General features: G+C 56.9%; 12 protein-coding genes. 8 read left to right on the forward strand and 4 right to left on the reverse strand.

Features of this window, described 5'->3' with window-relative positions:
* Window positions 1-84 precede the first annotated feature (84 nt).
* The gene (mdtQ, locus tag CWM61_RS09700) at window positions 85-1,524 is read left to right on the forward strand and encodes a multidrug resistance outer membrane protein MdtQ (protein WP_074388051.1); all 1,440 of its coding nucleotides are present in this window, start codon (window positions 85-87) and stop codon (window positions 1,522-1,524) included.
* A gap of 32 nt (window positions 1,525-1,556) precedes the next feature.
* Here the strand turns inward: mdtQ and CWM61_RS09705 are convergent, their stop codons facing one another.
* Window positions 1,557-2,126, reverse strand: a complete 570-nt coding sequence (locus tag CWM61_RS09705; RefSeq protein WP_061153879.1) for a DedA family protein — start codon at window positions 2,124-2,126, stop codon at window positions 1,557-1,559.
* A 153-nt stretch (window positions 2,127-2,279) separates the two neighbouring features.
* Here CWM61_RS09705 and CWM61_RS09710 point away from each other — a divergent pair, with 153 nt between their 5' ends.
* Both CWM61_RS09710 and pbpG read left to right on the forward strand, forming a co-directional pair.
* The gene (locus CWM61_RS09710; protein ID WP_008804043.1) at window positions 2,280-2,867 is read left to right on the forward strand and encodes a Yip1 family protein; all 588 of its coding nucleotides are present in this window, start codon (window positions 2,280-2,282) and stop codon (window positions 2,865-2,867) included.
* A gap of 188 nt (window positions 2,868-3,055) precedes the next feature.
* Entirely contained in the window at window positions 3,056-4,006 is a 951-nt protein-coding gene (pbpG, locus tag CWM61_RS09715; protein ID WP_165784241.1) for a D-alanyl-D-alanine endopeptidase, read from the forward strand.
* 475 nt (window positions 4,007-4,481) lie between these two features.
* On the opposite strand, the gene CWM61_RS09725 is transcribed toward pbpG, so the two are convergent.
* Window positions 4,482-5,036: a GNAT family N-acetyltransferase gene (locus CWM61_RS09725; RefSeq protein WP_008804045.1), complete on the reverse strand. Its 555-nt coding sequence runs from the start codon at window positions 5,034-5,036 to the stop codon at window positions 4,482-4,484.
* A gap of 145 nt (window positions 5,037-5,181) precedes the next feature.
* The gene (locus tag CWM61_RS09730; RefSeq protein ID WP_100631155.1) at window positions 5,182-6,462 is read right to left on the reverse strand and encodes a CitMHS family transporter; all 1,281 of its coding nucleotides are present in this window, start codon (window positions 6,460-6,462) and stop codon (window positions 5,182-5,184) included.
* Window positions 6,463-7,012: 550 nt separating this feature from the next.
* Between CWM61_RS09730 and CWM61_RS09735 the strand changes: the two genes are divergently transcribed.
* The 3 genes from CWM61_RS09735 (at window position 7,013) to CWM61_RS09745 (ending at window position 10,051) form a co-directional block, all read left to right on the forward strand.
* Entirely contained in the window at window positions 7,013-7,948 is a 936-nt protein-coding gene (locus tag CWM61_RS09735; protein ID WP_100631156.1) for a hydroxymethylglutaryl-CoA lyase, read from the forward strand.
* Entirely contained in the window at window positions 7,948-9,150 is a 1,203-nt protein-coding gene (locus CWM61_RS09740) for a CaiB/BaiF CoA transferase family protein (RefSeq protein ID WP_100631157.1), read from the forward strand. The genes CWM61_RS09735 and CWM61_RS09740 overlap by 1 nt, the downstream gene beginning before the upstream one ends.
* 127 nt (window positions 9,151-9,277) lie before the next feature.
* The gene (locus CWM61_RS09745; RefSeq protein WP_100631158.1) at window positions 9,278-10,051 is read left to right on the forward strand and encodes an IclR family transcriptional regulator; all 774 of its coding nucleotides are present in this window, start codon (window positions 9,278-9,280) and stop codon (window positions 10,049-10,051) included.
* Between the two features lie 126 nt (window positions 10,052-10,177).
* On the opposite strand, the gene dld is transcribed toward CWM61_RS09745, so the two are convergent.
* Window positions 10,178-11,911 (reverse strand): D-lactate dehydrogenase, encoded by a 1,734-nt coding sequence (dld, locus tag CWM61_RS09750; RefSeq protein ID WP_100631159.1) that lies wholly within the window; start codon window positions 11,909-11,911, stop codon window positions 10,178-10,180.
* A gap of 194 nt (window positions 11,912-12,105) precedes the next feature.
* On the opposite strand from dld, the gene bglX reads away from it, so the two are divergent.
* Window positions 12,106-14,403 carry a beta-glucosidase BglX gene (bglX, locus tag CWM61_RS09755; RefSeq protein ID WP_100631160.1) on the forward strand — a complete coding sequence of 766 codons (2,298 nt, stop codon included), beginning with the start codon at window positions 12,106-12,108 and terminating at the stop codon, window positions 14,401-14,403.
* A 136-nt stretch (window positions 14,404-14,539) separates the two neighbouring features.
* Window positions 14,540-15,457: an ABC transporter substrate-binding protein gene (locus CWM61_RS09760; protein WP_100631161.1), complete on the forward strand. Its 918-nt coding sequence runs from the start codon at window positions 14,540-14,542 to the stop codon at window positions 15,455-15,457.
* The last annotated feature ends 3 nt before the right edge of the window (window positions 15,458-15,460 follow it).

Genomic DNA, 15,460 nt, shown 5'->3' on the forward strand with positions numbered 1-15,460 from the left:
ATAATTTAGTCACACGCTTTACTAAACGCGTTTAATTCAATTAACTTATGATAACCAACCTGATTAAGTTATCTGACCTGTCTAATGAAATTGATATTAAATAAAAGCGTGCTGGCGGCATTGCCCCTGGCCATCGCGCTGGCTGGCTGCGCGCCATCACATGAGATTGCTCATCCGCCGCAGCAGCAAATTCCGGCGTCCCATGTTTCCATGGATCTCCCTGCTGCCGTGAAAAATGGCTGGCCGCAGACCGACTGGTGGAAAGACTACCACGATGCCCAACTGGATAATCTGATTCAGCGCGCACTCGCTAATGCGCCGGATATGCAAATTGCCGAACAGCGCATCAGGCTTGCCGAAGCGCAGGCGCGAATGTCGCAGGCGAATCTTGGCCCGGAGATGGATTTCTCCGCCGATATCGAACGGCAGAAAATGTCCGCTGAAGGCCTGATGGGGCCGTTCGCCACCGACACCGACGGCAACACCGGCCCGTGGTACACCAACGGCACCTTCGGCCTGACCGCCGGCTGGGATCTGGACCTGTGGGGCAAAAACCGCGCGCTGGTAAAAGCCCGTATCGGCGAGCTGAAAGCTCAGGTGGCAGAGCAGGCCCAGACCCGCGAGCTGCTCTCCGGCAGCGTGGCGCGTCTGTACTGGCAGTGGCAGACGGAAGCGGCGATTAAAGCCGTGCTGCAGCAGGTGAAGAGTGAGCAAAATAATATCGTGACGGTCGACAAGGCGCTGTTGCAGCGCGGGATCACCAACTCCGCCGAAGGGGCGGAGAATGATATTAACGTCAGCAAAACCGACCAGCAGCTGGCGGACGTCGCGGGTACGATGAAAGAGATTGAAGCGCGTCTGATGGCCCTGACCAACAGCCAGAGTCAGTCGCTGAACCTCAAACCGGTCAGCCTGCCGACCGTCAGCGCGCAGCTGCCTGATACCCTCGGCTATGAGCTACTGGCGCGCCGCCCGGATCTGCAGGTCGCTCACTGGTACATTGAGGCATCGCTGAGCGAAGTGGACGCGGCGAAAGCGGCGTTTTATCCGGACATCAATCTGATGGCGTTCCTGCAGCAGGATGCCCTGCACTTAAGCGATCTTTTCCGTCACTCGGCGCAGCAGATGGGCGTCACCGCCGGGCTGACGCTGCCGATCTTTGACAGCGGTCGCCTCAATGCCAATCTGGATATCGCCAGCGCGCAGAACAGCCTGTCGATAGCGCAGTACAACAAAGCGGTGGTGGATGCCGTCAACCAGGTGGCGAAAACCGCCAGCCAGGTCGAGACGCTGATGGCCAAAAGCCAGCAGCAGCAGCAGGTTGAAAAAGACGCCCAGCGGGTGGTGAACCTGGCGCAGGCCCGAATGGCGGCGGGGATCTTACCCGGCTCCAGAGTCAGTATGGCGAAGCTCCCGGCGCTGCAGGAGCGCATTACCGCATTGCGCCTGCACGGCCAGTGGATTGACGCCAGCATTCAGCTGACTTCTGCTCTCGGCGGCGGCTATCACCAGAGCGTGAAATAACCGGCGCAACGGCGCGCCTGCGGGTGCGCCGCTTAGTCTTTCTTCTTTCTTTCTCGCCGCCTGAGCCACCAGTGGGCGGCGACCACCAGTCCCACCGCGAGGATCAGCCAGATCCAGTGTTTCAGATGCGCGTCCAGATGATGCAGCCACGGGCCGATCACTTCGCCACCGAGATAGCCAATGGTGGTAAACAGCAGCGCCCATACCAGCGCCCCGAGGACATTGAGCGGCAGGAAAACCCGTGGCGACAGGCGGCTGGCGCCGATCAGCAGGGGGCCGATAACCCGGAAGCCGTACATAAAGCGGGTGCCGATGACAAACAGCCACGGCCGGTGCTGGATCATGCGCTGCGCTTTACGTATTCGCGCCTTCTGGCTGGCGAAACGGCGCAGAATGCGCCCGCCGAAGCGGCGGCCGAGCAGATAGAGCAGCTGATCGCCAATCATTCCGCCGAGAGCGACGGCGATCACCACCAGGGGAAACTTCAGTAACCCCTGATGCGCTGCGACGCCGCCCAACAGGGTAATGGTCTCACCTTCCGCTATGCTGCCGACGATCAGCGCCGCGTAGCCATACTGGGAAATCAGGTGATTAATATCCATAAAAAGCTTATCTCCTTACCTCATCACCTGTTAATCATACACCCTGCTGACCAAAACGCGGTGACGCAGATTTTTTGCGCTGTACACAAAATAATCTGTAGGGTGAATTATACTTGGATCAGTGCAGTACGAAGCCGTGACAAGGGGGACGCTATGAACCATGTCTGGGGGCTCTTCGCTCATCCCAACCGGGAGATGAGCGTGATAAAGAGCGAGAATGAAACCATTTCTCATCACTATACGCACCATGTGCTGCTGATGGCGGCGGTTCCGGTGGTGTGCGCCTTTATCGGCACTACGCAGCTGGGCTGGAACTTCGGCGACGGCACCGTTATTAAACTGTCGATGTTGACCGGTCTGGCGCTGGCGGTACTGTTTTACGCCGTGATGCTGGCCGGGGTGGCGATCATGGGACGGGTTATCTGGTGGATGGCCAGGCAATATCCGCAGCAACCCTCGCTGAAACGCTGCATGGTGTTTGCCGGCTATGTGGCCACGCCGCTGTTCCTGAGCGGGATTGTGGCGCTCTATCCGCTGGTCTGGCTGTGTGCGCTTATCGGTACCATCGCGCTGTTTTACACCGGCTATCTGCTCTACCTGGGCATCCCGACCTTCCTGAGCATTAACCGGGAAGAGGGGTTAAGCTTCGCCAGTTCGACGCTGGCCATCGGGGTACTGGTGCTGGAAGTGTTGCTGGCGATCACTGTGGTACTGTGGGGGTATGGCTACCGACTCTTCTGATCGGACGTCTCGGGTTATTATGCATTGCCGGCAAATATGTATTTTGTGTCGGCAATGCAGCATTTCTTCACGATTCTTATTAGGCACAGGGCCTTACGGCGCGGTATGATGGCGTTTGCCAGCGATGTTGCCCACTTAACCTCGCGGCGTACGTTCCATAACGTGCAAAAATACTTTTCAGAATGCCCATGATGCCGAAATTTCGAGTCTCTTTGCTCAGCCTGACCTTGCTACTGGCTGTGCCTTTTGCGCCCCAGGCGTTAGCAAAAACCTCCGCGGCGGTTGCCGCCTCGCAGCCGGATATCGCCTCCGGCAGTGCCATAATCGTCGATCTGGCGAGCAAAAAAATCATCTATGCCAGCCAGCCGGATCTGGTGCGCCCGATGGCGTCGATCACCAAAGTGATGACCGCCATGGTGGTGCTCGATGCCCATCTGCCGATGGATGAGATGCTGACGGTGGATATCAGCCAGACGCCGGAAATGAAGGGGATTTACTCCCGCGTGCGGCTCAACAGTCAAATCAGCCGCCGCACAATGCTGCTGCTGGCGCTGATGTCTTCGGAAAACCGCGCGGCCGCCAGCCTGGCGCATCATTACCCGGGCGGCTACGACGCCTTTATTCGCGCCATGAACGCCAAAGCGCAGGCGCTGGGCATGACCCATACCCGCTACGTGGAGCCGACAGGCCTGTCGGTACATAACGTCTCTACCGCCCGCGATCTGTCCAAACTGCTGATCGCCAGCGAGCAGTATCCGCTGATCGGCCAACTGAGCACCACCAAAGAAGAGACTGCCACCTTCGCCCATCCGGCCTACAGCCTGCCGTTCCGCAACACCAACCATCTGGTGTATCGCGATAACTGGAACATTCAGCTGACCAAAACCGGCTTCACCAATGCTGCCGGCCACTGTCTGATTATGCGTACGGTGATTAACCAACGCCCGGTGGCGCTGGTGGTGATGGATGCCTTCGGGAAATACACCCACTTCGCCGACGCCAGCCGCTTGCGGACCTGGATCGAGACCGGGAAGGTGATGCCGGTACCCGCCTCGGCGCTGAGCTATAAAAAGCAGCGCGAAGCGCAGATGGCAGAGGCGATGCTGAAAGGCGGCGCGCAGACCGCGCAGAACGATTAATCTGCCTGTCCCCCGGATGACGGCGCATTGCGCCTTATCCGGGCTACAGATGTATTTATACATCAAATGGTTATCAGGGCTTGTAGGCCCGGCAAGCGTAGCGCCGCCGGGCAATATACCCGGAACCGTGCCACGTTTGTGCCGGATGGCGGCTCGCGCCTTATCCGGCCTACGTTATTTGGTGCCTGGTTCGCCCCCTTTGTAGGCCCGGCAAGCGTAGCGCCGCCGGGCAATATACCCGGAACCGTGCCACGTTTGTGCCGGATGGCGGCTCGCGCCTTATCCGGCCTACGTTATTTGGTGCCTGGTTCATCTTCTTCGTAGGCCCGGCAAGCGTAGCGCCGCCGGGCAATCAGGCTGAGTGCCGGTGTTTGTGGCGGATGGTGGCTGACGCCTTATCCGGCCTACGGAACCGCGCTGAACGGTAGCCCGGCTAAGGCGGTTACGCCGCGAGCCGGGGATTTAACGTCAGATATCACTCCGGCAGGGTCCAGTCGCCGTCACCCAGCGCGCGCTGCATAATCAACGTATCCCGCCAGTCGCCCATCTTGTAGCCCACGCTGCGCAGTTGACCCGCCACGGTAAAACCAAACTTTTTATGGATCGCCAGCGAACCGGCATTGTTATGGCCATCACCGATGATCGCCAGCATCTGCCGCCACGGGCCTTTCTCACATTCGGCGATCAGCCGCGACAGCAGCGCGCTGCCGATACCGCGCCCGCCCATTCCCGATTCAACGTAGATCGATTCCTCAAGCGTGTAGCGGTAGGCCGGACGGGGCCGATAGAAGGTGGCGTAGCAGTAGCCGACGATGGCGCCGCGCCATAGCGCCACCAGCCAGGGCAGCCCGTTATCGCGGACGGTTTTGATCCGTTTACGCATTTCGTCAACGGTAGGGGGGATCTCTTCAAAGGAAGCGCGGCCATTGAGCACGTGCCAGACATACAGCGCGGCGATGGCGTGCGCATCGTCGGGCAGCGCTTCACGAATTTCTAAATCACTGTCGAGTAACGGGGCCTCTGCGGGCATGGCGGCGCTCCTGAATCTGCCGGAGAGACATTCTCCGGCGTGCAGCGTAATACAGAAGCGCCAAGGCTGAATAGTCCTGGTTTTGTTCTGACCCCAAAAAGTTGACAAGATTAACCCAGGCAATGTATCGACCAACGACAACCGGTCAGCTGTGTAACGGCAAAGTGCCGAGCACGATCGCGCCTGCCAGCATGCACATAACGGTTCCTGCTGCCCACTTCAGGCTTGCGCGCTGATTCAACCCGTAATCAAGATCGAGAATGCCGACAAGAAGGTACGTTGACGCAACGAGTGGGCTGAGTAGATGAACGGGTTGTCCAATCAGCGAAGCAACGGCCATCTGCATGGGTGAAATCCCATAACTGGCCGCGGTCTGGGCAAGAATAGGCAAAACGCCAAAGTAGAAGGCATCGTTTGTCATGAAGAAGGTAAACGGCATACTGATAAGCGCGGTGATAACGCCGAGCCAGGGGCCTGCTGAGGCAGGTAGTGACTCTACGAGACTGTTGGACATGGCATCCACCATACCTGTACCTGACAAAATGCCGGTAAAAATCCCTGCTGCAAAAATAAGAGCAACAATGGCAAGCACGTTCTCTGCATGTTTGGCAAGGATCTCCTTCTGGCGTTTCAGGTTGGGGAAGTTCACCAGCATCGCCAGCGCAAAGGCGATCATGAAAAGTGTCGCCATAGGCAGAATGCCCAGAACTAACATCACTAACAAAGCAGTGGTCAGAGCGGAGTTGAAGAGATAACGGTAACTGGTGACTGAAGTACGCTTCCCGGTATCTTCACTGAGATCAATGTCGATGACGCCAAGCCGGCGCCGTTCGCGCAGGCCAAAAAAAACAGCAACCAGTACCACCCAGGCAAGACCGCAGAGCATAACGGGCAGGAGCAGCATAAAGAGTTCGCCAACGTCGACTTTCATGGCGCTGGCGGCGCGCGCCGTGGGTCCCCCCCAGGGAAGCATGTTCATCACGCCGATCGAAAGCAGCAGCACGGTTGCCATGTACTGAAGCTTTATTCCCAGCCGGCGATACAGCGGAAGCAGAGCGGCGGTACAGATCAGGTAAGTCGTGGCACCATCGCCGTCCAGCGCTACGCTAATACCCAGAATCGCCGTGCCTACCAAAACCTTAAGCGGATCGCCTTTTACGATACGAACAATGAGACGGATAAAAGGGTCGAACATCCCGGCGTCGGTCATGACACAGAAATAGAGGATGGCGAAGGTCAACATGACACCTGTCGGGGCAAGTAGCTTAACGCCGTCCATCATCATTTTGCCCAGCTCAGCGTGGAAGCCGGCCACGAGGGCAAAAAACAGCGGCACGAGGATTAACGCGAGCAGGGCTGACAGTCTGCGAGTCATGATCAGAAACATGAACACGCCGATCATGAGGTAGCTTAGTATTGTCATCATTGCACCTTCTTGGTTATTGATATTATTCTGTCAGACAGAACGTTGTTTTGTTATTTTGATGTTAACTCTTGCGGTGAACAGAGGAGGACGTCAAGAAAGGATGTGAATGAGATGTAAAATAATTGAGCTGGATCGAAGTTTTGTTGAAAAGCGATCATGACTTGATCGCTACGCTCAGATTTTCTGCCGTGAGAAAACACCCTGCCGCCAGAGGCAATGAATAACATTATCGCGCCCAGTCAACATTACCGCCTCCGACAAAATTTTCAGGCATTGTTCTGAAAATAAAGCTTTTTTATTCCGATTTTAGCGAAAAATTTGCGCATGATTATCCGCTCCCGATAAAAAATAATGCATCCAGTGGTTAACCGCTCAGAAATGATCCCCGCGCACAGCAACGAATGTGATTTAGATCTCAGTAATAAATCGAGGCGTTAAGCGCTGATTGACTCTTGTTCAAATTACAACAAAATTATAACAGAACATCGTTTCGTCAGAGAGAACACGTGAGTGTGGTGAGAGTTCACCTGACTATATCGGAGCAGAGCCAATGAGCCAGAGCAATATCGACATTCTTATCAGTGAAGTGGGGCCGCGAGACGGGCTGCAGAGCGTTTCTGCCGTCATGCCGACAGCGCTGAAAAAGCAGTGGGTCAGTGATTTAGCCTCAGCGGGATTGAGGGAAATTGAGGTGGGTTCTTTTGTTTCACAGAAGCTGCTGCCCCAGATGGCCGATACGGGTGAGATCGTAAAGTATGCGCGTACGCTACCGAATCTGTTTGTCACTGCGCTGGTACCAAATCTGCGTGGGGCAGAGGCCGCATTCGCCTCAGGAGTACAGAAAGTCACTATCCCGGTGTCAGTCAGCGAACCTCATTCGCTGGCAAACGTGAATAAAACCCATGACCAGATTTTTGCCGAGGTGGCCAAAATCGTCTCATTTCGCAATGAGAACCACCCCGGGGTTGAGATCGAAGCAGGTCTCTCGACGGTATTCGGCTGCACTATTCAGGGCGTCGTTCACGACGACAACGTTATTCGCATTGCCAGCATGATGGCTGAGCTGGGCGTTGATGAGGTTGGCCTGGCTGACACGGTAGGTTACGGCACGCCGCTTCAGGTACAGCGCCTGTTCCGCAGGCTGAAAGCAGAAGTCGGTGAGCTGGCCGGCAGCGCTCATTTTCACAATACCCGAGGCCAGGGGTTGGCGAACGTTCTTGCGGCTCTGGAGGCCGGTGTAACGACCTTTGACGCCTCGCTCGGCGGGATAGGTGGATGCCCATACGCGCCCGGCGCATCGGGCAATATTGTGACAGAAGATCTCGTCTATCTGCTCGAATCAATGGGGCTGCGTACCGGCGTCGATATAGACAGGTTGCTCACTGCGCGTGAAACGCTCAAACGAGGAGTACCCGGAGAGCCGCTCTACGGTTTTATTCCCGATGCCGGAGTTGGGAAAAATTTTCACTATGCAGGGAGAAAATAATGTCCGATCAGAATCAGAAAAAACTGCCGCTGGAAGGCATCCGCGTCATTGAATTTGTCCACATGGTGATGGGGCCGACCTGTGGCCTGCTGCTGGCCGATCTTGGCGCAGAAGTGATAAAAATTGAACCGGTCCCTCAGGGAGACAATACCCGACGACTGACGGGGTCGGGCGCTGGCTACTGGATGACCTATAATCGCAACAAGAAAAGTCTGGCTGTCGATATTAAATCGGCAGAAGGTCAGGAAGCGGTTAAAAAGCTGATTGCTACAGCCGATGTGTTCACTGAAAATTTCCGCCCTGGCGCTATGGATAAAATAGGTTTCGGCTACGAGGCCGTCAAAGCCATTAAGCCCGACATCATCTACAGCTCGATGAAAGGCTTTCTGCCGGGTCCGTATGAGAACCGGACGGCGCTGGATGAAGTGGTGCAGATGATGACCGGACTGGCCTATATGACGGGGCCGGAGGGACGTCCGCTGCGGGCGGGCGCGTCAGTCAATGATGTGATGGGCGGGATGTTCAGCGCAATCACAGTGCTGGCTGCTCTGCTACAGCGCGGCCAGAACGGACAGGGGCAGTTTGTGCAGACGGGGCTCTATGAGAACTCAGCCTTCCTGGTCGCCCAGCACATGATGCAGAAAGCCGTAACGGGAAAATCAGCCGCGCCGATGCCCAGCCGGCTGTCTGCCTGGGCCGTCTATGACGTATTTACCACCCGCGAAAATGAGCAGGTGTTCATTGGCGTGGTGAGCGATACGCAGTGGAAGGTATTCTGTGAAGCCTTTGGCATGCATGATTTCGCTGTGGATGAAAGCCTTGCCACAAATAATCAACGTGTTCAGGCCCGTGAGCGAATTTTGCCGGTTATCAGAGCGCACCTGCAGTCGATGCCTAAGCATGACGTTATGGCGCTATGTGAACGGTTTGGCCTGCCATTTTCTCCCATTCGTCGCCCGGACGATCTTTTTGATGATGTCCATCTTAACGAGTCCGGCGGCATGACTGGCGTTACGCTGCCAGACGGGACCGAGGTCCGTATCCCTATGCTGCCTTTTGAGATGGACGGACAGCGTTTCGGAACCCGTATTAACGTGCCTGATGTTGGCCATGATTCGGCATCCATTCTTGAAGCGCTGGGTTACTCATCAGAGGCGATAGCGCGTCTGGAGCAACGCGGTATCATTTCCTCAGCGACTTAATCATCACCAGCCCGCACAGGCGGGCCCCCCAGGCTTCCTTATCTGTCCTTGTAATTCCTTATTTTGTTCATTAAGTTATGGACAATTCGCCTCGATTCACCGGGCTTTTTCAATTTATGAGGTCTGCATGACAAACGATGACGGCGCGCCGGAAAAAAATCCGGCCGGAAAGAAACCGGCAGCTGAAAGCGGCGCTGCAGCAGTGGATCGTGCGTTTGCTATTCTTGCCGTATTTGACAAGGACGCCTCTCAACTGACGCTAGCTGAATTAGCGCGGCGAACCGGTTTCTATAAAAGTACCCTTCTCCGTCTGCTGAGCTCCCTTGAAAAAGCAGGCTTTGTGCGTAAATCCGTCGATGGTCGTTACTGCATCGGGCCAGAGCCGCTCAGGCTCTCATCGCTGTATCAGGCTTCATTCCGCTTAAGGGATGTGCTGTTGCCACATCTTGAGCACCTTTCCACTCTCAGCGGAGAAACATCCTCTTTCTACATCATGGATAATGACTGGCGCGTCATTCTTTATCGCGTCGAACCTCGACGGGCGGTTCGTGTTTCCATACGTGAAGGCGATCGCTTCTCTGCGAAATACGGCGCCTCCGGGAAAATACTGAGCGCGTTTACCTACACGGATGACCCCATTTTTGCCGAAATACGGCAAAACTTGTGGGCTGAATCTTATGGTGAACGCGATCCCGAAACCGCTTCGGTTTCTGTGCCGGTTTTTGGCGTGGGGGGGATTTTACAGGGCGCACTCACGCTCTCTGGGCCAAAAGAAAGGTTCAGGCCGCAGGAGATCAGGAACATTCTGGGCACGCTTTTTCAGAGCGCTATCCACTCGACGAAAGAACTCGGTGGCGATTATTCTCTGCTGGTAGAAGCCCGTCAGAAGATGACTGAATAAAATAGCCAGCAGCGCCAGCTAAATAGAGCATCACGGCTTAAGACGGACTTCTAACAATACTGATTTTAGGGCAGGGGACGCTCTGATTTGAGAGTCCCCCTCAATGGGACAGTCCCGTTTTTACGATTATTGTGGCGCAGACGGCTTCTGCGGCTCACCCCAGTATTTCTGCTTACTGGTTTTACCAATTCCTGGGTTCATGCTGTTGGTCGGATCGTTCTGGCGATAGAACTGCTGCAGGCTCTCTGGCGCCTCATACAGATGACCCACGTTATGCTCCGCCGGGTACTGGGCGCCGCGCGCTTTCAGTAACTCCAGCATCTGCTCTTTCAGAGCGTGGGCGTCGACCCCTTTCTTGACGATGTAATCCTGATGGAAAACATGACACATAAAGTGGCCATAGTAGAGCTTATGCACCAGCTGGCTGTCGATCTCCGGCGGCAGATGTTCGAACCACTCGGTATCGTTGCGGCGCAGGGCGATATCCAGCGCCAGAATATCTTCGACTTCATCAGCATGCACCGCCTGATAGCGGATGGCCGCGCCCGCGGCGGCAAAGCGGTGCAGGAATGCCTTGTTGCCTTCTTCTGGCGTACAGGCGAAGAAATCTCCCTCGGCCTGCTGGAAGTATTCCGTCAGCCAGCGCTGCGCTTCTTCGATGCCATCCCCGGCCATCTTCAGCAGCAGATGGTGTTCATATTTATCACGCCAGGTTTTCATCCGCTCCGGTAAGTGCGCTGGGAAGACGTGGCCGAGCTTCTGCATAAAGCGGTCGGTAAAGTGCGGCTTAAACAGCGAGACTTTATCCAGCATCGCGTCGGTGCGCCCCTTCATGGTGAAGAAGAACGGCATTTTGTCGGTGCCGAGCTTGTCGATCATCAGGAAGGTGTCTTTGCCATACTTCTCGGCGATATCGTAAATATCGCGGTGCATATATTCCCCCGCCACCGGCAGATGCTGGAACTCGGCGAGGATATGGCGGCGGATCTCGGTCAATACCTGCGGCTGGTTGGTGCCAATGTAAAACACCTGCTGGCGTTTTTCCGCCGGGAAGGTATCCAGACGCGCGGCGAAAACCGCCAGCTTGCCGGCGCAGCCGGAGGATTCGAACAGGCGGTCCGGGTCGGCGTTGTAGCGCGCCGGGGTGTCGGCATCGACATCGCGCACGCGGGTCACATAGTCGTGATCGTGGGCGTGGCGGCCGTCGTGCAGCACATCGCTATCGCTGATGCGCTCGTCGTCGAGGCGGCTGAGGATCTGCTCCGGCGTGCTGCCGAGATCAATGCCCAGATGGTTGACCAGCTTCAACTTGCCGTCGGCGTCAATCTGCGCGAACAGCGACATCTCGGTATAGGCGGGCCCGCGCTGCACCAGCGAACCGCCGGAGTTGTTGCAGATCCCGCCGATCACCGATGCGCCGATGCACGACGAGCCGATCACTGAGTGCGGCTCGCGACCCAGAGGTTTGAGCGCTTTTTCCAGCGAATAGAGGGTAGTGCCAGGCCAGGCCAGCACCTGCTCGCCTTTGTCCAGCAGATGCAGTTTATCCAGGCGCAGAGTGCTGATAATCACGATCTCGCGATCGTAATCATTGCCGTTGGGGGTCGAACCTTCGGTCAGGCCGGTGTTGGCCGCCTGCATCAGAATAATTTTATCGGCGTCTACGCAGGCGTTAAGCACGCGCCAGAGTTCCAGCAGGGTGCCGGGAAACACAACCGCCAGCGCCTCGCCCTGACCGGAGCGGAAGCCTTTGCGGTAGCGTTGGGTTTTTGCCGGGTCGGTCAGCAGATGCGAAGGGCCAACCAGGCGCGCCAGATCCGCCAGAAACGTTTTATGGGTATTAGTGGGTGCAGATGACATGTTCCACTCCTTGTGGTGGTGCGCGAAATATCGAGGATAAGCATAGCGCTTTGTATGACAATTTGATGCATGAATGTTTCGCAAAAATCAGAGAAGAACCTTAGCATTCTGCGGGCGCGTTGTTTATATATATGGCAAACTGCGGTTTTTATTATGTTTTACCGAGTCCCCGTCTGAGAAAAAGCGAGATAACAATGAAATGGCTCTGCACTGTAGGCGTCGCCGTGAGTCTGGCGCTGCAACCCGCGCTGGCGGATGAACTGTTTGGTAACCACCCTCTGACCCCGCAGGCGCGGGATGCCTTTGTCACCGACCTGCTGAAAAAAATGACGGTGGACGAGAAAATCGGCCAGCTGCGTCTGATAAGCGTCGGCCCGGATAACCCGAAAGAAGCGATCCGTGAAATGATCAAAGACGGTCAGGTGGGGGCGGTTTTTAACACCGTCACCCGTCCGGATATCCGCACGATGCAGGATCAGGTGATGCAGCTTAGCCGCCTGAAGATCCCATTGTTCTTTGCCTACGATGTGCTGCACGGCCAGCGCACCGTGTTCCCGATAAGCCTCGGCCTGGCCTCGTCGTTTAACCTTGACGCGGTGAAGACCGTGGGCCGCGTGTCAGCTTATGAAGCCGCCGATGACGGCCTGAACATGACCTGGGCGCCGATGGTCGACGTCTCCCGCGACCCGCGCTGGGGACGCGCTTCCGAAGGGTTCGGGGAAGACACGTATCTGACCACGATGATGGGCCAGGCGATGGTGGAGTCGATGCAGGGCAAGAGTCCGGCGGACCGCTATTCAGTGATGACCAGCGTCAAGCACTTCGCCGCCTACGGCGCGGTGGAGGGCGGGAAAGAGTACAACACGGTCGACATGAGTCCGCAGCGCCTGTTCAACGACTATATGCCGCCGTATAAAGCCGGGCTTGATGCCGGCAGCGGCGCGGTGATGGTGGCCCTGAACTCGCTGAACGGCACCCCGGCGACTGCCGATTCCTGGCTGCTGAAAGACGTCCTGCGCGACCAGTGGGGCTTTAAAGGCATCACGGTTTCCGACCACGGCGCCATCAAAGAGTTGATTAAGCACGGCGTGGCCTCCGACCCGGAAGACGCGGTGCGCGTGGCGCTCAAGTCCGGCATCAACATGAGCATGAGCGACGAGTATTACAGCAAGTACCTGCCGGAGCTGGTAAAGTCAGGCAAGGTGACCATGGCCGAGCTGGATGACGCCACCCGTCATGTGCTCAACGTGAAATATGACATGGGGCTGTTCAACGATCCGTACAGCCACCTGGGACCAAAAGATTCTGACCCGCAGGACACCAACGCGGAAAGCCGCCTGCATCGCAAAGAGGCGCGCGAAGTGGCCCGCGAAAGCCTGGTACTGCTGAAAAACCGTCTCGATACGCTGCCGCTGAAAAAATCCGGCACCATCGCGGTGATTGGCACGCTGGCGGACAGCAAACGCGACATGATGGGCAGCTGGTCCGCGGCCGGGGTGGCCGACCAGTCGGTGACCGTCCTGACCGGCATTAAAGAAGCGCTGGGCGATAACGGCAAAGTGATTTACGCCAAAGGGGCGAACGTTACCGACGATAAAGGCATTGTCGATTTCCTTAACCTGTATGAGAAAGCAGTGCAGGTTGACCCGCGCTCGCCGCAGGAAATGATCGACGAAGCCGTCGCGGCGGCGAAGCAATCCGACGTGGTGGTTGCCGTGGTGGGCGAAGCGCAGGGCATGGCGCATGAGGCCTCCAGCCGCACCGACATCACCCTGCCGCAGAGCCAGCGCAATCTGATTGCCGCTCTCAAAGCCACCGGCAAACCGCTGGTGCTGGTGCTGATGAACGGCCGTCCGCTGGCGCTGGTGAAAGAGGATCAGCAAGCCGATGCGCTGCTGGAGACCTGGTTTGCCGGCACCGAAGGCGGCCACGCCATCGCCGATGTGCTGTTTGGCGATTACAATCCGTCGGGCAAACTGCCGATGTCTTTCCCGCGCTCGGTGGGGCAGATCCCAACCTACTACAGCCACCTGAATACCGGCCGGCCGTATAATCCGGAGAAGCCGAACAAGTACACCTCGCGTTACTTCGATGAAGCCAACGGCCCGCTGTATCCATTTGGTTATGGCCTCAGCTACACCACCTTTAGCGTCTCCGATGTCACCATGTCGTCAGCCACCCTGCCGCGCGACGGCAGCGTGACCGCCAGCGTGCAGGTGACCAACACCGGCAAACGTGAAGGGGCAACGGTCATTCAGCTGTATCTGCAGGACGTCACTGCCTCCATGAGCCGGCCGGTGAAAATGCTGCGCGGCTTTAAAAAGGTCAACCTCAAGCCGGGCGAAACGCAAACTGTCAGCTTCCCGATTGACGTCGACGCGCTGAAGTTCTGGAACCAGCAGATGAAATACGTTGCTGAGCCGGGCAAATTCAATGTCTTTATCGGCGTGGACTCCGCCCGCGTGAAGCAGAGCGAGTTTGAACTGTTGTAAGGAATAGCCCTTAAGCTCAACGTGACACGTTAAAGGCCGATTAATCGGCCTTTTCTTTTTCGTATCGCCTGCAAATGGACTACGCTTTTCTCTTAAGCTTCTGTAAGCGAAGCGCAAAAGAACTGAGGGAAGCGGGATGAAGATGGCAATGAAATGGTCCGGCGCGCTGGCGCTGGCCGCCCTGATAAGTGTGCCGCTGCAGGCGGCGGAGCCGGTGAAGGTCGGCTCGAAAATTGATACCGAAGGGGCGCTGCTGGGTAATATGATCCAGCAGGTGCTGGAAAGCCACGGCGTAAAAACGATTAATAAAATCCAGCTCGGCACTACGCCGGTGGTGCGCGGGGCGATTGTCGCCGGCGAGCTGGATATCTACCCGGAATATACCGGCAATGGCGCTTTCTTCTTTAAAGATGAAAACGACCCGGCGTGGAAGCATGCCCAACAGGGCTATGAGAAGGTGAAGCGTCTCGACCAGGAGAAACATCAACTGGTGTGGCTCACCCCGGCGCCAGCGAACAACACCTGGACCATCGCGGTGCGCCAGGACCTGGCGGAGAAAAATCACCTGACCTCGCTGGCCGACCTCAGTCGCTACCTGAAGCAGGGCGGTGAATTTAAGCTGGCGGCCTCGGCGGAGTTTATTGAGCGCCCGGACGCGCTGCCGGCGTTTGAGAAAGCGTATGGCTTCAACCTCAACCAGAACCAGCTGTTGTCGCTGGCCGGGGGGGATACGGCGGTGACCATCAAAGCAGCGGCGCAGCAGACCTCGGGCGTTAACGCGGCGATGGCCTACGGCACTGACGGCCCGGTCGCGGCGCTGGGGTTACAGACGCTGAGCGACCCGCAGGGCGTGCAGCCGATTTATGCCCCGACGCCGGTGGTGCGCGAGGCTGTGCTCAAAGCCTACCCGCAGATCGCCGACTGGCTGAAGCCGGTCTTTGCCAGCCTCGATGAAAAAACCTTGCAGCAGCTGAACGCCCGTATTGCGGTGGAAGGCCAGGATGCGAAGCGCGTGGCGGCAGATTATCTGCAGCAGAAAGGCCTGCTGAAGTAAGCC

This window comes from Klebsiella sp. K-Nf6 (genome assembly GCF_002806655.1).
GTDB lineage: Bacteria > Pseudomonadota > Gammaproteobacteria > Enterobacterales > Enterobacteriaceae > Klebsiella > Klebsiella variicola.

Bases quoted from the DNA above. Each gene is read 5' to 3' on its own strand.
- mdtQ (WP_074388051.1), top strand. From the start codon at position 85: ATGAAATTGATATTAAATAAAAGCGTGCTGGCGGCATTGCCCCTGGCC.
- CWM61_RS09705 (WP_061153879.1), bottom strand. From the start codon at position 2,126: ATGGATATTAATCACCTGATTTCCCAGTATGGCTACGCGGCGCTGATC.
- CWM61_RS09710 (WP_008804043.1), top strand. From the start codon at position 2,280: ATGAACCATGTCTGGGGGCTCTTCGCTCATCCCAACCGGGAGATGAGC.
- pbpG (WP_165784241.1), top strand. From the start codon at position 3,056: ATGATGCCGAAATTTCGAGTCTCTTTGCTCAGCCTGACCTTGCTACTG.
- CWM61_RS09725 (WP_008804045.1), bottom strand. From the start codon at position 5,036: ATGCCCGCAGAGGCCCCGTTACTCGACAGTGATTTAGAAATTCGTGAA.
- CWM61_RS09730 (WP_100631155.1), bottom strand. From the start codon at position 6,462: ATGATGACAATACTAAGCTACCTCATGATCGGCGTGTTCATGTTTCTG.
- CWM61_RS09735 (WP_100631156.1), top strand. From the start codon at position 7,013: ATGAGCCAGAGCAATATCGACATTCTTATCAGTGAAGTGGGGCCGCGA.
- CWM61_RS09740 (WP_100631157.1), top strand. From the start codon at position 7,948: ATGTCCGATCAGAATCAGAAAAAACTGCCGCTGGAAGGCATCCGCGTC.
- CWM61_RS09745 (WP_100631158.1), top strand. From the start codon at position 9,278: ATGACAAACGATGACGGCGCGCCGGAAAAAAATCCGGCCGGAAAGAAA.
- dld (WP_100631159.1), bottom strand. From the start codon at position 11,911: ATGTCATCTGCACCCACTAATACCCATAAAACGTTTCTGGCGGATCTG.
- bglX (WP_100631160.1), top strand. From the start codon at position 12,106: ATGAAATGGCTCTGCACTGTAGGCGTCGCCGTGAGTCTGGCGCTGCAA.
- CWM61_RS09760 (WP_100631161.1), top strand. From the start codon at position 14,540: ATGAAGATGGCAATGAAATGGTCCGGCGCGCTGGCGCTGGCCGCCCTG.